30 protein-coding genes are annotated in these 21,396 nt (G+C 40.3%); 10 read left to right on the top strand and 20 right to left on the bottom strand.

Annotated features, from left to right (window positions below):
- Positions 1-14: 14 nt before the first annotated feature.
- From AC59HZ_RS14230 to AC59HZ_RS14210, 5 genes are read right to left on the bottom strand one after another with little or no spacing between them, the layout of a single operon-like run.
- On the bottom strand, positions 15-473 hold the full coding sequence (locus tag AC59HZ_RS14230) for a RidA family protein (protein ID WP_496546598.1): 459 nt from the start codon (positions 471-473) through the stop codon (positions 15-17).
- Positions 474-477: 4 nt separating this feature from the next.
- Entirely contained in the window at positions 478-1,488 is a 1,011-nt protein-coding gene (locus AC59HZ_RS14225; protein WP_496546464.1) for an amidohydrolase family protein, read from the bottom strand.
- Entirely contained in the window at positions 1,473-2,015 is a 543-nt protein-coding gene (locus AC59HZ_RS14220) for a 3-hydroxyanthranilate 3,4-dioxygenase (protein ID WP_496546463.1), read from the bottom strand. Before AC59HZ_RS14220 ends, AC59HZ_RS14225 begins: the two co-directional genes overlap by 16 nt.
- Before the next feature lie 15 nt (positions 2,016-2,030).
- Complete coding sequence (locus tag AC59HZ_RS14215) at positions 2,031-2,588, bottom strand: NADPH-dependent FMN reductase (protein WP_496546462.1); 558 nt, start codon at positions 2,586-2,588, stop codon at positions 2,031-2,033.
- Entirely contained in the window at positions 2,585-4,066 is a 1,482-nt protein-coding gene (locus tag AC59HZ_RS14210) for a 4-hydroxyphenylacetate 3-hydroxylase family protein (RefSeq protein ID WP_496546461.1), read from the bottom strand. Before AC59HZ_RS14210 ends, AC59HZ_RS14215 begins: the two co-directional genes overlap by 4 nt.
- A 220-nt stretch (positions 4,067-4,286) precedes the next feature.
- Between AC59HZ_RS14210 and AC59HZ_RS14205 the strand changes: the two genes are divergently transcribed.
- Positions 4,287-4,910 (top strand): Crp/Fnr family transcriptional regulator, encoded by a 624-nt coding sequence (locus AC59HZ_RS14205; RefSeq protein ID WP_496546460.1) that lies wholly within the window; start codon positions 4,287-4,289, stop codon positions 4,908-4,910.
- 6 nt (positions 4,911-4,916) lie between these two features.
- On the opposite strand, the gene AC59HZ_RS14200 is transcribed toward AC59HZ_RS14205, so the two are convergent.
- The gene (locus AC59HZ_RS14200; protein WP_496546459.1) at positions 4,917-5,528 is read right to left on the bottom strand and encodes a Crp/Fnr family transcriptional regulator; all 612 of its coding nucleotides are present in this window, start codon (positions 5,526-5,528) and stop codon (positions 4,917-4,919) included.
- A 105-nt stretch (positions 5,529-5,633) separates the two neighbouring features.
- The gene (locus AC59HZ_RS14195; protein WP_496546458.1) at positions 5,634-6,248 is read right to left on the bottom strand and encodes a TetR/AcrR family transcriptional regulator; all 615 of its coding nucleotides are present in this window, start codon (positions 6,246-6,248) and stop codon (positions 5,634-5,636) included.
- A gap of 348 nt (positions 6,249-6,596) precedes the next feature.
- On the opposite strand from AC59HZ_RS14195, the gene AC59HZ_RS14190 reads away from it, so the two are divergent.
- The 3 genes from AC59HZ_RS14190 to kynB are packed head-to-tail and all read left to right on the top strand — an operon-like array spanning position 6,597 to position 9,556.
- Positions 6,597-8,003: an amino acid permease gene (locus tag AC59HZ_RS14190; protein ID WP_496546457.1), complete on the top strand. Its 1,407-nt coding sequence runs from the start codon at positions 6,597-6,599 to the stop codon at positions 8,001-8,003.
- A gap of 26 nt (positions 8,004-8,029) precedes the next feature.
- On the top strand, positions 8,030-8,887 hold the full coding sequence (kynA, locus tag AC59HZ_RS14185; RefSeq protein WP_496546456.1) for a tryptophan 2,3-dioxygenase: 858 nt from the start codon (positions 8,030-8,032) through the stop codon (positions 8,885-8,887).
- A gap of 42 nt (positions 8,888-8,929) precedes the next feature.
- Positions 8,930-9,556 (top strand): arylformamidase, encoded by a 627-nt coding sequence (gene kynB, locus AC59HZ_RS14180; protein ID WP_496546455.1) that lies wholly within the window; start codon positions 8,930-8,932, stop codon positions 9,554-9,556.
- Positions 9,557-9,707: 151 nt separating this feature from the next.
- On the opposite strand, the gene AC59HZ_RS14175 is transcribed toward kynB, so the two are convergent.
- Positions 9,708-10,223, bottom strand: coding sequence for a GrpB family protein (locus AC59HZ_RS14175; RefSeq protein ID WP_496546454.1), 516 nt, complete (start codon positions 10,221-10,223; stop codon positions 9,708-9,710).
- Positions 10,224-10,392: 169 nt separating this feature from the next.
- Between AC59HZ_RS14175 and AC59HZ_RS14170 the strand changes: the two genes are divergently transcribed.
- Positions 10,393-10,572 carry a hypothetical protein gene (locus AC59HZ_RS14170; protein ID WP_496546453.1) on the top strand — a complete coding sequence of 60 codons (180 nt, stop codon included), beginning with the start codon at positions 10,393-10,395 and terminating at the stop codon, positions 10,570-10,572.
- 39 nt (positions 10,573-10,611) lie between these two features.
- On the opposite strand, the gene AC59HZ_RS14165 is transcribed toward AC59HZ_RS14170, so the two are convergent.
- The 6 genes from AC59HZ_RS14165 to AC59HZ_RS14140 all read right to left on the bottom strand — a co-directional run bounded on the left by AC59HZ_RS14165 (position 10,612) and on the right by AC59HZ_RS14140 (position 13,579).
- Entirely contained in the window at positions 10,612-11,022 is a 411-nt protein-coding gene (locus AC59HZ_RS14165) for a vWA domain-containing protein (protein WP_289987789.1), read from the bottom strand.
- Positions 11,023-11,215: 193 nt separating this feature from the next.
- Entirely contained in the window at positions 11,216-12,199 is a 984-nt protein-coding gene (locus AC59HZ_RS14160; RefSeq protein WP_496546452.1) for a quinone oxidoreductase family protein, read from the bottom strand.
- 199 nt (positions 12,200-12,398) lie between these two features.
- Positions 12,399-12,581 (bottom strand): hypothetical protein, encoded by a 183-nt coding sequence (locus tag AC59HZ_RS14155; protein ID WP_496546451.1) that lies wholly within the window; start codon positions 12,579-12,581, stop codon positions 12,399-12,401.
- Between the two features lie 16 nt (positions 12,582-12,597).
- Positions 12,598-12,828, bottom strand: a complete 231-nt coding sequence (locus AC59HZ_RS14150; protein WP_496546450.1) for a hypothetical protein — start codon at positions 12,826-12,828, stop codon at positions 12,598-12,600.
- A 73-nt stretch (positions 12,829-12,901) separates the two neighbouring features.
- Positions 12,902-13,186, bottom strand: a complete 285-nt coding sequence (locus tag AC59HZ_RS14145) for a hypothetical protein (RefSeq protein WP_496546449.1) — start codon at positions 13,184-13,186, stop codon at positions 12,902-12,904.
- Between the two features lie 93 nt (positions 13,187-13,279).
- Complete coding sequence (locus tag AC59HZ_RS14140; RefSeq protein ID WP_496546448.1) at positions 13,280-13,579, bottom strand: phospholipase; 300 nt, start codon at positions 13,577-13,579, stop codon at positions 13,280-13,282.
- 146 nt (positions 13,580-13,725) lie between these two features.
- Between AC59HZ_RS14140 and AC59HZ_RS14135 the strand changes: the two genes are divergently transcribed.
- Complete coding sequence (locus tag AC59HZ_RS14135) at positions 13,726-13,962, top strand: hypothetical protein (protein WP_496546447.1); 237 nt, start codon at positions 13,726-13,728, stop codon at positions 13,960-13,962.
- A 95-nt stretch (positions 13,963-14,057) separates the two neighbouring features.
- On the top strand, positions 14,058-14,582 hold the full coding sequence (locus AC59HZ_RS14130) for a DinB family protein (RefSeq protein WP_496546446.1): 525 nt from the start codon (positions 14,058-14,060) through the stop codon (positions 14,580-14,582).
- Between the two features lie 46 nt (positions 14,583-14,628).
- On the opposite strand, the gene AC59HZ_RS14125 is transcribed toward AC59HZ_RS14130, so the two are convergent.
- The 3 genes from AC59HZ_RS14125 to AC59HZ_RS14115 all read right to left on the bottom strand — a co-directional run bounded on the left by AC59HZ_RS14125 (position 14,629) and on the right by AC59HZ_RS14115 (position 17,885).
- On the bottom strand, positions 14,629-15,876 hold the full coding sequence (locus AC59HZ_RS14125; RefSeq protein WP_496546445.1) for an MFS transporter: 1,248 nt from the start codon (positions 15,874-15,876) through the stop codon (positions 14,629-14,631).
- A 275-nt stretch (positions 15,877-16,151) separates the two neighbouring features.
- The gene (locus AC59HZ_RS14120; RefSeq protein ID WP_496546444.1) at positions 16,152-16,574 is read right to left on the bottom strand and encodes a hypothetical protein; all 423 of its coding nucleotides are present in this window, start codon (positions 16,572-16,574) and stop codon (positions 16,152-16,154) included.
- Between the two features lie 561 nt (positions 16,575-17,135).
- Positions 17,136-17,885, bottom strand: a complete 750-nt coding sequence (locus tag AC59HZ_RS14115; RefSeq protein ID WP_496546443.1) for an SAM-dependent methyltransferase — start codon at positions 17,883-17,885, stop codon at positions 17,136-17,138.
- A 131-nt stretch (positions 17,886-18,016) separates the two neighbouring features.
- Between AC59HZ_RS14115 and AC59HZ_RS14110 the strand changes: the two genes are divergently transcribed.
- Positions 18,017-18,532 carry a YbaK/EbsC family protein gene (locus AC59HZ_RS14110; protein ID WP_496546442.1) on the top strand — a complete coding sequence of 172 codons (516 nt, stop codon included), beginning with the start codon at positions 18,017-18,019 and terminating at the stop codon, positions 18,530-18,532.
- Between the two features lie 49 nt (positions 18,533-18,581).
- Here AC59HZ_RS14110 and AC59HZ_RS14105 read toward each other — a convergent pair whose 3' ends face one another.
- A complete protein-coding gene (locus AC59HZ_RS14105; protein ID WP_496546441.1) occupies positions 18,582-18,971 on the bottom strand; it encodes a VOC family protein in 390 nt (129 codons plus the stop codon).
- Between the two features lie 48 nt (positions 18,972-19,019).
- Entirely contained in the window at positions 19,020-19,994 is a 975-nt protein-coding gene (locus AC59HZ_RS14100; RefSeq protein ID WP_496546440.1) for a UCP032817 domain-containing protein, read from the bottom strand.
- A 107-nt stretch (positions 19,995-20,101) separates the two neighbouring features.
- On the opposite strand from AC59HZ_RS14100, the gene AC59HZ_RS14095 reads away from it, so the two are divergent.
- A complete protein-coding gene (locus AC59HZ_RS14095) occupies positions 20,102-20,620 on the top strand; it encodes an alpha/beta hydrolase (RefSeq protein ID WP_496546439.1) in 519 nt (172 codons plus the stop codon).
- Positions 20,621-20,677: 57 nt separating this feature from the next.
- Positions 20,678-20,899 carry a hypothetical protein gene (locus AC59HZ_RS14090; protein WP_496546438.1) on the top strand — a complete coding sequence of 74 codons (222 nt, stop codon included), beginning with the start codon at positions 20,678-20,680 and terminating at the stop codon, positions 20,897-20,899.
- A 17-nt stretch (positions 20,900-20,916) separates the two neighbouring features.
- Here the strand turns inward: AC59HZ_RS14090 and AC59HZ_RS14085 are convergent, their stop codons facing one another.
- Positions 20,917-21,372, bottom strand: coding sequence for a DUF2269 family protein (locus AC59HZ_RS14085; protein ID WP_496546437.1), 456 nt, complete (start codon positions 21,370-21,372; stop codon positions 20,917-20,919).
- Between the last annotated feature and the right edge of the window lie 24 nt (positions 21,373-21,396).

The raw sequence follows: 21,396 nt of genomic DNA, 5'->3' as shown, positions 1-21,396 counted from the left end.
CCCATCGCCTCCTGCTACTCTACTTCTACAATCATTTCAACTTCCACTGCATTATTGTGTGGAAGCTGGGCCATTCCAACAGCCGATCTGGCATGTCTGCCTCTTTCGCCAAATACCTGAACAAGTAAATCGGAAGAACCATTCATCACTTTAGGCTGATCGTCAAAATCAGGTGTGCTGTTGACAAAACCTAATATTTTCACAATCCGTTTCACTTTGCTTAATTCGCCAAGTTCATTTTTAATAACACTTAGGAGATTTAACATACATTGTTTTGCGGCATCATAGCCCACTTCAATGGTGACATCCTTCCCCAATTGGCCGCGGAACTCATTCGTCCCCTGACCTGATGTAAAAATAAGATTTCCAGTCCGAACGCAGCTCACATAATTCCCTGAGGCAGGGCGAAGAGGCGGCAAGGTCAGCCCAAGTTCTGCTAATTTATCTTCAGGTGTAAGAATTTTATTTTCCATCATGTCACACTCCAGCCTTTACAGGAATATTTAAGAATCGCATTGCATTTTTTCCGAGCATGGCTTCTGTTTGTTCTTGCGTGAGTCCCAGCGTTTCATCAATCACTTTTCCAGGAGGCACTTCTCTTAATAGGAATGGGTAGTCAGAGCCCATGATAATTTTTTCATGACCGAAATTTTCAATTAAATATCGGAGATTAATAGGAGCATTGACTAAAGAATCAAAGTAAAAATTTTTCGCATAATAGCTTGGCGGTTTGTCGAGCAATCGTAAATGCGGCCAAACCTTCCAGCCTTGATCAAGTCTTGGCAAAAGGTATGGAAGGGATCCCCCGCCGTGTGCGAAGCAAATTTTTAGCTTAGGGAATTTATCGATGACCCCTCCTAAAATAAGACTTGCGCCTGCAAGGGCTGTTTCGCTCGGCATCCCCACTGTGTACATCAAATTATGACGCGGCATCCGCTCTTTTCCTAGCGTTTCCCAAGGATGAATAAAGAGGGGGACCTCCCATTTTTCCGCCATCTCGAAAAACTCGATGAAAGAAGGATCATCCAAATTAACACCGTTTACATTTGTACCAATTTCAATGCCCTTTAACCCTAATTCGTGGATGCAGCGATCCATTTCACGAATGGCAATATCCACATTTTGCAGTGGCACAGCCCCTAATCCTATAAATCGAGTTGGATACTGATTGACAGTTTCAGCGATAAAATCATTTTGAATCCGTGCTAATCTTTCTGCGTCTTCGGCAGGTGCCCAATAAGAGAACGTTACTGGAATCGGCGAAAGCACTTGAATATCAACCGATTCCCGCTCCATATCATAAATTCGTTTCTCCGGACTCCAAACCTGATCGGTGACTTCCCGAAATACCTTTCCAGCGACCATAATATTGGCGCCGCAGGCACAGGTCCGTTCAAGCTTTGGCCATCTTTCTCCAGTTAAATGCTGAGTCAGCTCGGACCAATTCTCAGGAATAATATGCGTATGAAAGTCTACTCGCATTTCCATTCACTCGCTTCTTCCGGCATTACATGACCGCAATTCATGCAAGTTCTTAGCTCCCGGCTGCCGTTAAAACCGGCAATGGCTTCTTTAACTTGTACTTCGATATTGGTTAATTGAATCTTTACTCGGTGCATTTCATTGTCGCACTCATCACAGAACCAGACGAAATCTTCCAGTTCTCCTTGTGCACGGTTTCGTTCAATTACTAGACCAATCGTATCTGCCACTCGGTGCGGTGAATGGGGAACATTGGCAGGGAGATGGAACATTTCCCCCTCCTTCACCTCTACAACTTCACGCTTTCCTTCATGATTAATCACTTCCACGTAGCAGCTTCCTTTAATTTGATAGAAGATTTCTTCCGAAGGATCAACATGGAAATCACGTCTTTTGTTTGGTCCGCCAAGAAGCATCACCATTAATTCCGCATCCTTCCAAATCACTTTATTATTAACTGGAGGCTGAAGCTGATCCTTGTTCTCTTCAATAAATTTCATTAGATTAATCGGTAAAAACTGAGTTTTTGTCATTTCCTCTTCTCCCTTCTATCCTCTTATGATTTCGAAATTTCCTTTAAGAGCTTTTTGCATATGGACCACTTCTTCTGCCAAATCGGAGATCCTCCGCAGCAAATCAGGGTCAATAATTTCATTTTTCTGGTTAAAATGCTCATTGTTCGCATAGACATAGCCTGGTGCGACAAAGGCACGGAAGTAACCAGCGATCGGTTTTAATTGATTCTCAATGACCAGATAATGCTGGTAGGTTCCGCCATTTGCCACAAATCCCATCACTTTGTTTCGGAAATCGTTTGGATGGATTAAGTCAAACAAGTTTTTTAACGGTCCTGGGATGGAGCCTTGAAAAATCGGTGTTCCAATAATATAAAAATCCGCAGAAGAAACCTTTTGGATCACCGTCTTTGTATCCTCGGAATACGTGGAAGGATTGCGGCCGTCGCAAAATTGAACCTCGTAGTCCATCAGATCTAAATACTCCACTTCCATTTCCGGGTGCTTTTGCTTCACTTCTTCTAATACTTTTCTGACCAGAATTCCTGTTTTTGCCCCAATAATCGTCCCAGAAATACCTAATAACTTCATACTTGGCTCTCCAATCCCTTATTTAATACACTTACCTCCAATGCCTCTTCCACCATATCAAGCGAATGAGTACGCTTATAATTATTGTAAAATATCGCACGTTTACGGATTGGATCCCCTGTATAATAGCGTTCGTATTGAAGCAAACGCTGACCAAACGCTTCCCCGCATAAATCCCAAGCAAGCTTGAACAAACTTACACGGTCTAATGAAGACACTCCTTCTCTTCCCACATAATAATTTTCCATCGCATCCTTTAATGGCTCACATTCAAAATCGGCGCCCGTTGGCGACATCAACAGCCCGCCAGCCCCAATAATCTGCATCACTTCAATGGCCCGTGGATACATCGTTGGCAGCAATCCTCTAATCGTTTCAAGCGGAACATAACTTGGCATTGCTTCTCCGTGTTCTGTCATCGTATATTCCATTTCGGCAACCCGTAATAATGCTCTGATGGATTCAACCGATTGAATTAATTCTCCGAGGTCATTTTGGACATTTAAATAGACATCGACTCCAATGGAATCCGCTATTTTCATAGCTACTTCAGTTGCAAATTGCAGCTTAACAAGTCCTCTAACACCGGACTGGTGTGCCGGCTGCTGGCCTGCTCCAGTCATTGGGTACAGTTTATTCGCTGCTTCAACATTGTTATAAAGGAAGACTCGGTCCCAAGGAACGACAACATCTTCAAAAACAAGCAGGGCATCCATTTCCTCAAATCTTGACGCTAACGGATGATCGAAGAGGGAACGAGTCCCATCCTGCATCGGTTCCCGGCAAATAATTTTTAATCCCGGTGTTTCAATTGGAATCGCAAAGGCAAGAGCATACTTTTCATCACCCGGTTTAAAGCCAGGGAATGAGTAAATGATGACTTCATCTGTAATCGGAGCAAGCGTCGCCAGCATTTTCGCTCCTCTTACGACTAAACCATCCGGAGTTTCCTTTACAGCTCCCAGGTGGGTATAAGTATCCTTTTGTTCGTGTGAGGTCTTACTTCTGTCATTTTGCGGATTAATAATCGCATGGGTTAAAAACAGGTCATGATCACGAAGGTATTTATAATAATTGCGAATATTTTCAGCCCAATTTTGATTGTATTTTTCAAAAAACCAAGAATTATTGTACATGGACGTCACAACAACATTTAAAAAGTCCGGAGTTCTGCCCATTAACCCAAAGGTCGCCTTAGCAAACACTTCAAAAACTTCTCTGCGTTTCATTAAATCTTCATAGCTTTTTGGCACTAAAAAAGCGTTGTTGACTCTCTCGCCAGTTTCTTCGCATATATGGGTAATTCTATCTTGGTACTCCGGATTATGCTGGAGATCATATAGTTTGGCAATTTCCAGAATTGGCTGTTTAAAAACCGGTTCATCAAATAAGTTGGTCACTTTTTTGCCATGCAGCCACACATCTGGTTTTCTGGATTTTACGGATTCAATATATTGATTACCTGTTCTAATTCCCATCGTTTGGGCCTCCTTAATTTACGGAAATTCACAACTGAATTGTAACCGCTTCCACAAAATGAAACTGTAGCCTATTTAACATATTTCTTGATTTTATATTTTTAATTATCAAAATAATAAGTATAATCAATGGATAATCCCTTTGATTTCCACTATGATAAAAGTGAAAAAACAGTAGACATCTGAGTAGGGCATCCAAAAAATTTTTGGAGGTAATGCTATGGCCACACTGTATGAACATGTTTTTGATTGGGACAGCTATTTACAGTTTGGAACGAGGCAGTTCTTTAAGAGAAAGGAAGCCATCTACAGTCAAGGAACCTGTGGGGATGGATTTTATTATCTTAAAAAGGGTTTAGTGAGGATTGTCAGTGTAAACGCATCAGGCAAGGAGAGAATCTTAAACATCGTGATCCCGAACCAGCTCTTAGGCGTCCAGTCTTTGGATCAAAAGCAGCATTTTACATCCGCCATTGCCGTAAAGGATTCCGTCGTTTATCATTTTCCCTGTGAAACATTTAAGGCACTCCTTAAAGAGCACCCTAAGTTAGTTCCACTTTTTTCGCGTACGGTTATTCATAAGATGAAAATTTTATTAGATCGCATCAATTTGGATGCGCTAACATCCGAACAAAAAATCGCCTTACTGCTCCACAATATTTGCTATGAATTTAAAAATTACGAGATCCCTATTTCACAGCAGGACATTGCCAGTTGCACAGGATTAACAAGAATCACAGTGTATAAAGTGTTAAAGCAATGGCAAGAGGATGGCATCATCGAGATTATGAACCGAAAATACTATATAAAAAAACCAGATTTCTTAAGAAACCTGGTTAACTAAATTTTATTATTGGTTTGCAATCGCCTTTATTTTTTCCATGTCTTTAATAACAATTTGACGGTTATGAAGGGTGATATAGTTTTCCTGCTTCCACTTTTGAATCACCTTATTGAGTGTAATACGGGACGTACCTAGGTATTTGGCAAAAGAAGTTTGATTCATGGAAGCGCTGCCATTTTCCTCTGACAATTTTAACAAATAATAAGCCATTTGTTGTTCCACCGGACTTTCGATGAGAGAAAGGATTTCTGCTAAAGTTCTAAATTTGTAGATTAGTGAGTCGGTGTAAATCACGGAGGCCTCCGGATGTTCCCCGTAAATAGCTGCAGCTGCCTCATCAGAAAAGAAATGGATAACTGAGGGGCAGGCCGCGGTGGCACTTGTCAAATATGGTTCCTGGTGGACACCATGTTCACCAAACAGCATCCCTGGCGGCACAACATTAATGATCCGTTCATTCCCTTTTTCCGACAGAAGGGTGATATTTATTTCGCCGATGCTGAGATAATAAAATCCTCTTCCACTATGCCCTTGGCGATAGATGACCTTATTTTTTTCTACCTCAAACCGCTGGCCATATTTTAAAAATGGTTCCCATTTATAGCGAAGCTCCTGCATTTTATCACCCTTTCACATTTTAAAGATAGGCCTTGTTAAACTTTGTTGTTGATTTGCGCTCCAATCAACAGTGTTAAAAAATTTAGCAGTTCCCTTTAACAAAGCTTAGAGATAAAGTCCTCTAGTATAAATAGACGTGATTGTTTTCGCAATTTCTTCTACAGTATCGTGATGTTCGTTCCGGACAATTTCCCATAGGTACATTTCATTTGTGAAAAACCATCCTCTGGCTGCGAGCTTATGATTTAACTCGGGTCTGGCCAGCCCGTTTTCTTGAGCATAGGCAATATCCTCTGAAATTCGCTGAATAAATTTTTCCCGAATCGCCTTCCATTTGATTGAGATGGCGGTCGAAATGCCAATCGCCTGCTCGAAAACCTGCATCATGTTCCGTTCTGTTTCTGCCATTTTCAAAAATGCAGTGGCTTGCTTTAGGATAATCTCTATAGCTTCCTTTTTGGTTTTAGGCAAAAAGGAAACCTCGGCAATTTCATAGAACTTCTCCATGACATTCTCCATCAAAACAATTAATATGTCTTCCTTCCCTTCAAAATGAACATATGCCGTTCCGTACCCAATACTGGCCTTTTTGATCATCTGAGAAATGGTTGCCTTATGAAAGCCTTCTTCAAGAAATACCTCTTTAGCTGCATCTAATAACTTTATCCGTGTTTTGATTGAACGCAAATGCCGTTTATCGATCACTTTTTCATCCGTCATACCCATTCCTCCTGTTTCTATTAACAGCATATAAGGATTCCTCTGAAAATAAAAGTTTTTACTAAAAAAGAATTCGTAATGATATAACATTTATAATTTTCAGAAATATATTATTGACACCGTGTCATTTTCCTTGTTATGATTCACTTTGAATTATGGAAAAAGGAGGATTTTAATCAAGATAGATTTTTTCCCTAACGGCATCCTTTGTCGAAAATCATTTGTAAGCGGTTCCAAAAAAAGTAAAACTCTATCAATTTTTTAAAAACAGCTAAACTCTTAAAATTCACTATGATTAAAAGTAAAATGAATGTAAATTGAAGATAAAACAAGGGAAGGTGGGAAAGTATGACGAATATGAATACAAATGGACCAGAAAAAGGTTTAAAGAGGGAATTAAAAACAGGCCAGCTTACGATGATTGCGATGGGCTGCGCCATCGGAACGGGGCTCTTCCTTGGAAGCGGACTCGCCATTCAAACAGCAGGACCTGGAGTTTTAATCAGCTATGCGGTTGGTGCCTTTATTGTCCTTCTTCTTATGGGCTGTTTAGCTGAAATGACGGTTGCACACCCGGCTTCAGGATCCTTCGGCGTTATTTCAGAAAAATATATTCATCCGATGGCAGGCTTTCTTGTTCGCTACTCGTATTGGATTGCAAATGTACTGGCAGTTGGGGTAGAAGTAAGTGCCATCGCTGTTTATATGAAATACTGGTTCCCGACGGTGCCAGGAATGGTCTGGATCTTACTATTTGGAGCCGTGTTAATTTACGTAAACGCTACAAGTGTCAATACCTTTGCAACCTTTGAGTATTGGTTCTCGATGATTAAAATTAGTGCTATTGTCGGATTTATCATTCTTGGAGCTTATGTTTTATTTGGAACATCTGATCATCCAAAAATAGGTGCTGAGAATTTTGTCAATGACGGAGGATTTCTCCCGTTTGGCTGGAATGGAGTATGGATTGCCATCTTTATTTCCCTATTCAGCTTCTTAGGGACTGAATTGATTGCCGTAACGGCTGGGGAAGCAAAGGATCCCGATGTAGCAGTTCCGAAAGCCTTGAAAGCAACGGTTTTCCGTTTATCCACCTTCTATGTTTTAACACTTGCGATCATGTTAATGATTGTTCCTTGGAAAGCAGCTGGAGTTGATAAAAGCCCGTTTGTTAAAGTAATGGAAATTTTGAATATCCCTGGAGCCTCTGGAATTATGAATTTTATTATTTTAACGGCCGCATTATCCGCCATGAACAGCCAATTATATGCTTCAACACGGATGGTGTTTTCCTTAGCCCGCAGTAATTTTGCACCTGCGTTCTTAGGCAAATTAAACAAAAAAGGTGTTCCGTCAACAGCGCTGGCCGTTTCCACTCTTGGAATTATTGTGGCAGCAGTGGTAAGCGCGTTATTCCCTGGCACTTCCTATGCCTTCATGATGGGTATTTCGATGTTCGGTGCCTTATTTACATGGTTAATGGTCTTTGTTTCTCATTTATTTTTCAGAAGAATGTGGGAAAAATCAGGCGGGCGAAAGCTTCCGGTAAAAATGCTGGGCTTCCCATATTTGACCATTTTAGGGGCAGTACTTCTTGTCAGTTTAATGATTACCACATGGTATACGGATTTCAAGATTTTACTCCAGTTCGGAATACCGTGGTTAGTCTTTTTATGTGTAGCATATTTCTTTTTTCATAAAAGAAACATGAATAATCTATCACAGCAGGATTCTCTGGATGAACAAATTAAATAGATTAATAGAATGTGAGGGATAATGTTATGGGCAACCTGGATAATCTTCAAGAACACAAGACATCAAATCTCGAAAAGGAAATTCAATTAGATTTTAAAAAAGAAATGTCTTACGGTGATTATCTCCACCTTGAGCAAATTTTATCAAGCCAGCATCGGCTTTCTGGCCATCACGATGAAATGCTGTTTATTATTATCCATCAAACTAGCGAGTTATGGATGAAGCTTATTTTACATGAGATGAATGCGGCGATTGAGTGTATCAAACGTAATGATTTGGAACCTTCTTTTAAAATGCTTTCACGTGTTTCAAGAATACAGCAGCAGCTGATTCAGTCATGGAGTGTCCTATCCACTTTGACACCGGCTGAATATATGCAATTTCGGGATAAACTAGGCCATTCCTCTGGATTCCAATCCTATCAAAACCGTTTGATTGAATTTGCACTTGGAAACAAAAATGCTCATACACTTGCAGTCTATCAGCATCAGCCTGAATTATATGAACAGCTTCTGGAATCGCTTCATGCACCAAGTATTTATGATGCTGCGATTTCAGCGCTTGTGGCACATGGTTTAACGGTAGATGAAAAAGCCTTGAACCGCGACTGGTCGCAAAACTATGAACCAAATGCTAGTGTGGAAGAAGCGTGGCTGCATGTGTATCGAAATACCGATCAATACTGGGATTTGTATGAACTGGCTGAAAAGCTGGTCGATATTGGCAATCAGCAGCAATTATGGCGTTTTAATCATATGACGACGGTTGAAAGAATTATTGGCCATAAAATGGGTACTGGCGGGTCTTCTGGTGTTACCTATTTAAAACGAGTTCTCGACCAGCAATTCTTTCCTGAGCTATTGAGTCTTCGTACTAAGTTGTAGGATAATGAAGAAGTTGAATCTAAAGTGTTGGAGGCTCTAAGAATGAGTAAATGGATCGATGTTTCGCAGCGCCTTGACAACAATATCGTTGTCTGGCCAGGAGATACACCCTTCAACTACAAAGTCAGTTGGAGTAAAGAACAAAGTGGTTCTGTCAATGTAGGACAGATTACGATGAGTGCTCATACCGGCACCCATATTGATGCCCCCTTCCATTTTGATAACGACGGGAAAAAGGTTATCGATTTGGATCTTGATTTGTATATGGGCGAAGCACGGGTCATTCACTTAGAGGAAACGACCAGCATCGGTGTAAAGGACCTTGCCGGTATGAATCTTAAAGGGGTAACACGCTTGTTAATTCGGACGGACGCCTGGACGGATCGAAGTGTTTTTCCTGAGTCGATTCCCCCAATTGAACCCGAATTGGCTTCTTACCTTTCAGAGCTTGGCGTTCGTCTGATTGGCCTTGATTTGCCGTCTGTGGATCAAATCGACAGCAAGGAACTGTCTGCCCACCATGAGCTTACCCGTTTTAATATTCATATTTTGGAAGGACTCGTACTGGACGAGATAGCACCTGGTGATTATGAATTGGCTGCTCTTCCCCTTCCATTAGTGGAGGCGGATGGAAGTCCAGTCCGTGCGATTTTACGAAAAATTGATTAGTATAAAAGAAATGACGTGTGCCATACGTCATTTTTTTTCTGTTTTTCAATATATTTGATAAACCAAAGACTAATTTAGTTTTAATAATTAGCACAGTTCCAACGGCAAAAGAGATAATCATCATAGTTAATAATAGAAAAAACATCGAAAATCACCCGTTGCTTTGTGCATACCAAGCAAGAGCATGCTGTTCCATTTCCCTCACAAATTGTTTTTTGGCCGGACTATAATCGCTTGTATTTTCATATTGCTCAGCTAACTTTTCCTTAAAGCAGCTGTACCTTGCTGCTTCATCTGGATGGGTTCGAAGATAATCCCGAAAAATTAAATGACGCTCGATTTGGGGATTATCGAATTGATAAAAATGAATATGATGAGTTCTGTTTTCTCCGCCCTTTCGAAATAATCTTCTGCCTGGAATACCCCATTCTCCCGCAACATCATATCCAAGTTCATTCATTTTGTCGTTATATGAATCCACCTTTTCAATGTCTTTTACGATACACATCATGTCAATAACAGGTTTTGCCTTTAATCCCTGAACAGATGTACTGCCAAAATGTTCGAATCCGATTATTTCATCCCCAAAAATGTTTTTGAGAAATTGTGCCTCCTTTTGGAACAGGATCGCCCAACTTTCATTATATTCGGCAAGTCTTATTTTCATTCTATTCCCTCCAAGGGCCCTATTTTCACTTCTCTATAACATTATAAGTGCTGTTTTTATGAATGGGTATTTTTTACTTAGTGTTTTAAAAAAAGTACAAAATTTGGAAACTAAACAGGAAGAATTTTCGTCTAATAAGTAACATTAGTCCTAGGGATGGTGTTTGAGCATGACCTGGTTGTATATAGTTTTGGGGTTTATTGGGATTGTTTCCATAATTACGTTAGAGGAAAAAGCAAAAGAGTATTTAATTGAAAAAGGAAATAAATTATCAAAGCCGCTTCAATTGCTGTTAGCTATTGTTGGTGCGGGCCTGATTTCTCTTGTTATTTTTTACATAAGACATTAAAATTAATCCCCCACAAAATTGTGAGGGATTTTTTTCTTTTTATGCAACTTTAATTGCTTTTCCGAATGGAACTCTTGGTAAAAATGCACCAGGTACCAGCCAAAATAATTCAAAATCGACCTTCTCCATCTCTTCAGAAAAAAATCCGGTTACGTCCGTAATATAAAACAGTGTATCTACATTTTCTTCTTTTGCCCACTCAAGCACTAATGTATAGGAAGATTTCCCATGTGTATGATATTTGATCGTATCACTTTTTACGGGAGTAATGCTTCGAATTTTAAAATCCGCTTGAACTAAAATCGTATCCGGCTTTAGCTGTTCAAACAGTTTCACTATGTTATTAATAAGGATGGCGGGAGCCTCGTTGGTGGAAGTATCCACGGCTAAGGCAACCTTCTTGTCTTGACGCTGCTGAATCATTGAAAGTATTGATTTATGCCATTTCAACGCCATTTCCCCCTTTATTTGATTGAGCGAGCCATATTATTTTCGGCTAAAAAGGAAGGGCTTATGATTGGATAATTGCGGTAGTCATTACTTGCATTGAATTAAAGAAATTGAAAATGAACAATCTATTCTTAAAGTCACTTATACAGCAACGCAGTTTTTAACTAATTTATCGGCGCATCGAAAAATGCGATTAATTCATTTCCCTTACATCAAGCAAGACTTTGCCTGTACTCATCCGATTTTCCACTAAATCATGTGCCTTTGCAGCTTCCACCAATGGAAAGTGGTGGCCGATATTTATTTTTAAGCTGCCATTAGCTAACAGTGGAAATACCTTTTCTGCAACGGACTGCAATAAATGGGGGCGCAGTTTTCGTGTCGTACCTAAGCTGAACCCTAGAACCGACCTGCAGCTAGCATGCAGATCGCTTGTTTTAAAATTCCCTGCCTCACCGCTGGAATTACCCATCTGAACTAAACGTCCATATGGTGCAAGGCACGCTAAACTTTTTTCAGTAATTTTCCCCGCAACGGAGTCTATAACAATATTTGCCCCTTGTCCTCCAGTAAGTTCATTCACCTTTTCGGAGAAATCTTCCTTTTCGTAGTTAACGACATAATCAGCACCAGCCTCTTGCGCCACATTTATTTTATTTTCACTTCCAACTGTCCCAATCACTTTTCCTGCACCTAAAATTTTGGCTAATTGTATGGCGGTCGTCCCTACCCCGCCTGCAGCGGCATGGACGAGAACCGTTTCTCCTTGCTCTAATTTTGCTAGATCTGCGAGCAAAATATAGGAAAGAAAAGAAACGATTGGACTAGCAGCAGCTACATCAAATCCAATACTTTCAGGGATAGCAAAGGTCAAATTTTCATCAGCCACAATATACTCTGCATAGGAACCATTGGCGGGAAACGCAATCACACGCTGTCCAACTTTTAAATGCTGAACGTCTGAACCAACTGCCTCTATCACACCCGCAGCATCAATGCCGGGAATAAATGGAAAGGTTCCTCCCTTTTTCCCGTACCGTGACTTTATATCAGCAAAGTTAACACTCGTTTTTACTACTCGAATTAAAACCTGTTTAGAACCGAATATCGGCATTTCTAAATCGGTGTATTTCATCACATCTGTGTTGCCAAACTCAGTCACAATTATTGCTTTCATTTTGGAATCCCCCGTTCCATCAAGTTTCTGTTTCTACATATTCCATTTTTGCACGGATAATTCCTTCTTAAGGATCAACCACCATACTGAGATGCGAGGGAAAATTGGATTCGCAAATAAAACAATAGATCACCAAAAAAATGACTCTAAAAATGCAAAAAAGGGTCACATTTAATGTGCGAACCCTTTTTTTCAACCTCTATTTGATTGAATTCTTCGTATTTTCATAAATTCCGATTACTGCTTCATCGATTTCATCTCTCGACATCCGCAATGCCTTCTCTGATCTGGCAAAACCAATTTCAAGTTTACCTTCCTTAAGTCCTTTAAAAATGGCATCTACGAATTCGTCCAAATCAGCGCCGAAAGTATGTAAGCCCATACCGCCTAAATTTATTTTAATAAAATAAATTTAGAACTATGGCTATTACAAAAGTAAGGATACTAAACCCCATAATCAAATACCCTATGTAGCGAATCCCTTTAGGCAAGGAACTTATTTTAAAGCTGTTTCTTTTATAAACACCTCCAGCAGTTATCTTCTGCAGCTCCTCGATTGGAGTATACAATTTATCATCATCAATCTCTTTAAATGCTTCAATGGGTTGTGTCTCGTGTGTTTTTTCCATCCCAAATCCCCCCTCACTTATAACTCTCTAAAATATATGAACAAGAAAATACGATACATAAGACGTATCGCAGTTACTGATTAATCACAATATATCCCAGCCATGTGAAGAATAGATAATTCGGGACCACTAACAAAATGGCATGCCAGCGAGTCTTCTTTTTCAGGGATATCCCTGCCACAACATATAATAAGGGGAAAATTAAACCCCATACTGCGAAACGTGGAGTAGCTGCAAGATAAAGGGACATGGGTAAGATAAGAATGGAGGAAATATAAAGAATTTTTCTCTTATTTAACATTATGGCAATAATGGCGAGGATAAGCGAAATAATGGTGAAAGGCCAAAAAATAAACATGTATTACCCCCAAATTTAAAAATGGTTCCTTTCAAGTAATTATATTCAACAGATAGGCTTAACTATCCTGCCATCTTACCACAATTAGGAAAATCATAAAAACCTTTTCTTGCCTCCGCAAGTAAACGCGGACCTCACTTTCATAAAGTCATACATTAGTGCTGCTTTTCTGCCTTTATCGGTTTCTCTATTTCTTTTATTATGAAGGCAATCCATGAATTCTTCATCACATTGACAAGGTGATATCCCTTTATCTAGACATTGGTCATGTTTTTGGCAGCACGCATCCACATCATTAATCGGGGCGCCTGGCCCGCTGCATCCAGGTCCGCACCAACGGTATCCAGGAAAAATGCAGAAGGAAAAAAGACCACTTCGGCTTCTGTCTTGCAAAACTTACACCTCCATACCAATTACTTTATATTAAAATATGATTGTCTGATAAAAATGAATTGGCAAATCCCCAGTTTCAAGACAAGCATTAGCAGAAAGTTATATAATAAAGATAATAGTATATACATATTGAGGAGTAGATCCTTTTGGCTTTCCTTCGGTTTTTAACTTTACTTTTTAAAAATAAATGGCTCATATATATTCTGCTAACGATAGTTCCTTCCCTAGCGATTAGTTCTTATTTGGCACAGCATCAGGTAAGTGTCGCGGAACAAGAATATAAAGAGAAAGCTCAGGAGTATGCCAATTTTCATGCCATGACTATTGAGAACTTTCTAGGTGAAACGGTGGGAAGACTAGAAATGCTGGCTAAAAAATCGTAGTGTCTCCCTACGATTTTTTATATTATTTCTTCTCACCCAAAAGCAGGAATACAATTTTTTTAGGAGAATACTGAACGGTGAAGGAGAGTGATAGGATGAATAGAAGGTCTTTATTGATGATGCCATTACCTGGCTATGAACCAGAAATCGGTCGTTGGCTCTGGTCTTTAGAAGATGTCCGGCGCACTATTAAAGAACGATTAGCTGGACTGAGTCAGGAATTGATTGATAGAAGGCTGGACGGTAGACATTCAATTGGAAGCCTGCTTTACCATATTGCGCTAATTGAAGCAGATTGGTTATATGAAGAAGTCCTTTGTTCAGGATGGCCGTCTGATGTACAAGCTATGTTTCCATTAGAACACCGGAATTCCTCAGGAGAATTAGCACATTTTCAAGGTGAAACCATTGAAGCTCATTTCGATCGACTGGATTCCATACGTGAAATTTTCCTTACTCATTTCCGGACAATGGATATGGACGATTGGAGAAAGCCAAGAGCTCTGCCAAACTATGATGTAACCCCCGAGTGGGTTGTATATCATCTAGTTGAACATGAAGCCCATCACCGAGGGCAAATTTTTCAACTATTGAACCATTTGGAGCACCTTGAGGATTAAACTCAAAAAGGCAGCTACGCAAAGTGCATAGCTGCTTTTGTATTCATTAAACTTCTTCCCCTTTTTTCATTAAAGCTGAAGAGCCTTTGAACAGTGGCACGAGGAATAAAACACCAACGAAAAAGAGTAAGGCCGAACCTTCATACATCGCGACAAGTGATAAGCTCTTCTTCAACCAGCCGCTCATAGTCATGGTGATGACCATTGTCCCCATAAACATGGGATTCAATATTCCGTTGACGCGTCCAATAAAGGCTTCATCGGTATTTTTCAAAATCATTGTATTAATACCAATGTGAATACACGGCATAAACAAACCGCTAATGAATTGTGCTGTCAGCGTAATCCATAGCTGCTCCGATAGGCCCATCACAAAAAACCCTAGGGCACTCACAGTCATACCAATGGCAAGCAGAATTTGCGGAGGAGTTTTTTTCGCGAGTCCCATTGTGAGACCTCCTCCTAAAATCATTCCTGCGCCGAAAGCAGCCATCAGCCATTGCAGCTGCTCTTTTGGCAAACCTAGTTTTTCGGTAATGAGGAAAATCGCAAGCGGCTGTGTCAGGCCCAGCGCCAAGCCAGCTGCAGCAAAGCAGCCTCCAAGTAACGTAAGTGCTTTACTGTTCAACACATAACGGAACCCTGCCTTCATTTCTTCGACGAGTGTGGTTTTTTCTTTCTTTTCCACTATTTCGCGGTCTGGCGGCAGCAGCATCAAAATCACAGCAGATAGAATAAAGGCAACACCCATGATCGCAATCGCTGCGTTAATGCCGTAATGCTGGAAAACAAACGTTCCAATAATTGGTCCTAGGATCATAAACACTGCAAACAGCGTTTGATACATGGACATCCCCATCTGAATCATTTCTTCCCTCACATGAAGCTTGAACAGCTTCATTCCCGAAGGCTGCGAAAACTGGGAAAGAATCGAGGAAACCAGTGTTGCAAAGAAAATAGCCTTCCAGCTTCCTAGGACGAGTGTTAATAATACTACAAAAATAGAAAGGGCGCTGAGCAAATCGCACCAAACCATTGTCCGTTTCGGACGCCACCTGTCAGCAAAAGTGCCCCCGATAAAGGAAAAGAGAAAGATTGGTGCGAATTCAGCAACTGATATAAGTGAGACCGCCACTGGGTCCTCATTTGTCTGCTCAATTACAAATAATAAAATCGAATAGTTGCGCACCCAAATACCAATTTGCAAAAAGAAAGTAGAAAGCAAAATGGTGCGAATGACTTGATTACGGAATAATGCCCCCATTGATAGTCCCTGGTTAGTTGTTTCCGTCATAAAAAAACCTCCTTATCCATCAATCTGGATAGGAGGCACTTTGAGGCAACAGGGCAGAGTACTCCGTTCATTACTTGTACTCCCCTATTGCCTATAAAAGCCCGCACTAAACCTATCCAGAAAAAATATATCCGTTTTATACGAAATTTTTTTCTAAAAATAGGTTTAGTAGATCATTGGCTTTATGGTCACCCTTTCGTTATATCGTATGTTTTATACTACTTGATTCGATTCAAAGAATCAAGAGAAATATTGTAGTTTTTTGGAAAAGGGCGTTATTCAGTTGTTAAGCTTTTAAATTTGTAAGCTTCCAATTCCAAGATTTTATTTTTGATACGCTCTAAACAATACTGCTTATTTAATTCTTTATCTGTTGAGACACAAGATTCCGTCAGGACAAAACCATTTGGCAGCTGGACAGCCATGATGGTGCACTTTCCAAAGATCTGGATTATTTCAACTTTTGCCTTTTCAATCATCGCGTCAATTTCCATCTTTGTTGCTTTCTGAGTAATTTTCTGGCCCTTTACCGAAAGGAATGAATAATCTGATGGCTCAAATGCCATATCAAAAGCCAGCTGCGTTGTTTCAATGATATCGTTAGTGATTAAATTTCGAACCTTCACTTTTCCGTCTGGTGTCATTTCCAAAAGCTCTACTTTATTCTCTGGTATCCCCTTTACTTGAAAAACCTTCAAGTTGTTCCCCTCCATTATGCATAAAACCGCTTTTTCTTAGTGTATTCGGGGCCTAGTCAAGCTGTGAGTTATAAAATGAAAGAGAGTGGCTGCGATAGTGTCCAAAGGGGTCAGACTTTTAATAATAAGTTAAAAGCTAATTGTGATTGCAGTTGGAAAAATAGGGATTTCAAGGGGCATCACGATAATTAAAGGAATTAACAATCATTATCTAGCTTATAATGCCCATCACCCCTATTTTTTTATCCAGACAGGCATTATGAACCTCTCCTAATGCCCATCAACTCTATTTTTTTAGCCTAACGGGCTTTATAAAACTCTCTTAATGCCCATCAACCCTCTTTTTTTAGCCTAACGGGCATTATGAACCTCTCTTAATGCCCATCAGCACTATTTTTTTTTGCCTAACGGGCATTATGAACCTCTCTTAATGCCCATCAGCACTATTTTTTTGCCTAACGGGCATTATGAACCTCTCTTAATGCCTATCAACCCTATTTTTTTAGCCTAACGGGCATTATGAACCTCTCTTAATGCCAGATACAAAATCACAACCATGTATCAGTTCCGAAACAAATACAATCCAAATCCCAACGTATCCCTGCCCCACGTTAAATAGGTGCGGCGCCAGGCACGGATTCGCTCCAGCATTGCATCATGGTCTGGGTCTTCCGGATTCTCCAGACAATAATTCTCAACCGACATGGAATAGAGCCATTCATATTCGTCCCAATCCTCTTCGCTGGCCACATACGACCATAACGGAACTAAGCCTAATTCCTCGCCAGCTTTCACATTCTCTGCATGGCTCCTGAGTTCAGATTCCTCCGCTCCCCCAAGTGCCGCCAAATACTCTGCACTTGGAGTCTGCTTCCAGTAACCTTCCCCTATTAAAATGAACTCATTTTTGCGGACGAGACGCTTCATTGTCTCCAAAGTAGACTCCAGCCCGCCTAAAGCGTGTGTCGATCCAATACAAATTCCTAAATCATAACTCCCTGATTCACATTTTTCGACTGCAGCACCAGCATCATCTACAATAAACTCAATGCTTCCCTCAGGAATCCTGCTGCTTGCACGTCTTTTTGCTTCCTCAATTGCCCCAGCGTACAACTCAACAGCTGTAGCAGATACCTGGTAATTTTCCACTAGTCGAATCAAGAGCTCACAGCGGCCAGCACCAATATCAATTACCTTATCCTGCTGTTTTACCGAGAGCATACCTATCATTTTCATCATCTTTTTTTCACTCATCGGGTTATAAAAAGCATGATCACGATGAGCAATCGCTGAAAATTTGTTCCTGTCCATTTTCACGACCCCCTTCTTTCAATAATTCTATTTTAATACTACACTTTCCATTTTATAAGTCAGCTTTTTCCTTCTTTTTTTAATATGTGTTATGATTTTCCATAACACCATTAGAGGAAGGATGAAATACGTTGTCATTTGAAAGTGTAAAAGCGCATTTTAAACAATGGAATCGTGAACAAGATATGATGGAGTTTGAAACCTCAAGTGCTACTGTAGAACTGGCAGCCGAAGCAATTGGCGTAATTCCTGCCCGAATTGCGAAAACTTTGTCCTTTCGCGGAGAAGACGATCAAGCAATTTTGGTCGTGGCCGCAGGGGATGCCAAAATCGATAACAAGAAATTTCGCCAAACCTTCGGCTTCAAAGCGCGCATGCTTACTCCCGATGAGGTCCTCGATCAAACCGGACATGCTATCGGCGGAGTTTGTCCTTTTGGCTTAAAAAATGAGCTCGATGTTTACTTAGATGTCTCCATGAAACGGTTCGAAACCCTATTTCCAGCTTGCGGGAGCTCCAACTCTGCAATCGAGTTGACGAATGATGAAATGTTTCAATATTCACTTGCCAAGAATTGGGTTGATGTTTGTAAGGGCTGGGAAGAAGAAGAATTGAAGGAAAAAGTAGCATTAAATAATGAGGCTTAGCTGAAAAAACAAGCAGTTGTTAGATCGAACAACTGCTTGTTTTTTTGTATTACAATTCCTTTTGATCTACATTTAATTCAATTAAATTCCCATCAGGGTCCGCGCAGAAGATTTGTGCGAATCCACTTTTGCTATTGGGCTTTTCTAGAATCTCAATCTCATTTTTTCTTAACCAATTTCGCGTTTCATGATAGTTTTCCACCCTTAGCGCGAAGTGACCTTCTCTACTTGATAGGCTTTTATCCTGTCGAATCGTCTGTGATGACGGATGCACAATTAGGTGAAGCTGCTTCCCCTCTATTTCATACCAAGCACCTGGAAAATCAAAATCAGGGCGCTCAATTTCTTTCAAACATAAAATTTTTCCGTAAAAAGCTTTTGCTCGTTCTAAATCTGTCACCGAAAGACTGACGTGATGGAGGCTTTTATATTTGATCATGAAACCATCTCCTAAAAGGTTATAAAGGTAATATTATCATATCCTGGCCTAAGATGAGCATCCCCCGCCGCAGCTTGAACAACTAGAGCAGCTTGAACCGCCGTGATCCCCTCCTCCATGGTGGCTGCCACCGCTGTCACCTGAACCGTCTGTAGAGGAACCCGTTCCACAAAACATGGCGGTAGTGCATCCGCTCGTGGAAATTTCTGCATTCGCATAGGCATAAGCTTTCGTATAGTTCCAATAATCATCAAAATAATAATAGGAGAAAAAGACCATCGTAAGGGACAATGAAGTCATTTCCCCAAATGTCCGCTGCCTTGTGAATGTCCCTTTCTTATCTTCCTGATAGATTTTTTCAGCTTCATTCAATTGCTCTTTCATTTGAGCAATCAAATAATCAACCAATTCTTTATTATCTTCATTTATATTAAAATATTTTTCTCGAAGCCATAAATTACTACCTTGTCTAAAGTCCTTTAAAACCGCGGTGTCCATCGGATGTTTGAAAAAACTCCCCCACGATTTCCAGCTATATTCCGTAATTTGAAACAACTGCGAGAAGACCCAATCAAAAAAGGCACGTTCCTGCGGAGCAGGTTTGGGGCTCGTGTTAGGCGTGTGGTGAAGCATTTCCCCCATAAATTTCTCTGAAAACGACTGATATTTTTGTGTAAAAAGCAGCATAGCATGCCAGATTTCATCGACCTCTTCACTAAACATAGGCGTTTGTTTTAAGAGATTCGTCAGTACAAAATACCTTTTTAACTCGAACAGCCGCCATTCAAATTCATCTTCAGTTCGTTTCGGATTCTCCTGAAGGAACCGCTGTTTAACTTGCTGGATATAATCATCATCTATAGCGGCATTAAATTTTTCAAGCAACGGCTGGATGGGTACATGTTCAAGGGCACCTAGACGGTCAGGGATATTTTCTTTTGCTAATTTTGTCCTGCCTTTCAGGACCAGCGTAATAATTCCTGCCGTTACCAAGAGTCCTGCAGCTAAAATTACTAATACCAAAATACCACTCCCCCTTTATCCTTATTTTAGATGATGAGCTAAAATTTGTAAAAATCTTAAAAAATTATGGTAAATTTAGATTACTAGACTAATAGAGGTGAACGATTGTGCTGGAAAATTTCCCTGTTTATATGTCCTCCTTTAAACAAGAAAGAATGATAAGAGTCTATCTGCCGGAAAGCTATAACGAATATGAACGACGCTATCCTGTATTGTATATGCACGATGGACAAAATGTTTTTGAAGACGAAGGGGCTATACGAGGGATATCGTTAGGAATGAAGGACCACTTGGAACAAACTGGTCTTGACATTATTGTCGTTGCGATTGACTTGAACCCTGAGGGCGAGGAGCGGGTAAATGAATATTGTCCATGGGTGAACGGTGAAATAAGTAAGAAAGTTTTAGGGTACACCAGCCCTTCAGGCGGCAGAGGCGAAGAATATCTGGACTTCATCCTCCATGAACTGAAACCGCTCATCGATAAGAAATACAGAACGGTTACGGACCATACTTCGATGGCAGGCATTTCTCTAGGCGGTCATATTTCTACATATGCTGCTTGCAAGTATCCTCATATCTTTAAAAGAATCGCCGCTATTTCGCCTGGTTTTTACCGTAACTAGGAAGAAATCGAGAAACTTTTAAGGAACTCCGCCCTCTCCGCCATCGAGAAATTTTACATGGACTTTGGCACAAAGGAAGTCGGCGAAGACGAGGAAATGAACCAGCTGTTTCTTAGTCTTACGAACAGTGTTTATGATATGTTGAAAAGCAAAGTGGAAAACTTACATTTTGAGCTTATTGAAGGTGCGGAACACCGCTATGAATTTTTTAGAAAAAGAATTCCCGGCATGCTTTCCTATCTATTTTCAGACCTCAACAAAACAGGTATGGCGGATTAATCGCCATACCTGTTTGATTAAAATGGTTTTAATATCATAAGGATAATGATAACGATAAAAATAACATTTGCCACGTTTTCAGTTCGGAAAAGGGCTTTGGCTAAGCGCCAATATTCCTCAGGGATATCATCACCCTTATGGGATTCTAATAGGGCTTTAACCGGTTTAGACCTTGGTGACAGCAGGAGCGGTCCAGACGCAAGAGCCACCAAAAATAGAATAAGACTAATGACATACCATCCCATCCGAAACAGGCTTGGATTGAGGAAGCCCATAGTTAAACCTGTCACAAGCAAAAGCGTACCGCCAATCATCACATAAATATGTAACTTATGCCTAATTTTATAGGAATGCCGCAATTCAGTCATGGTATTTCCGGATTTAACAACGGTTGTCAGGATAAAGCCCGGTCCCATTCCGATTATGGCTGAAAAAATATGAATGAAAACAATGACTTTGTAGAATGTAATCATTTTTTAGACGACCTCCAATCTCTA

The organism is Neobacillus sp. DZ-9 (assembly GCF_059587065.1).
Note: the sequence above shows the minus strand (reverse complement) of the source record. Positions and strands in the feature narration are given on the sequence as shown.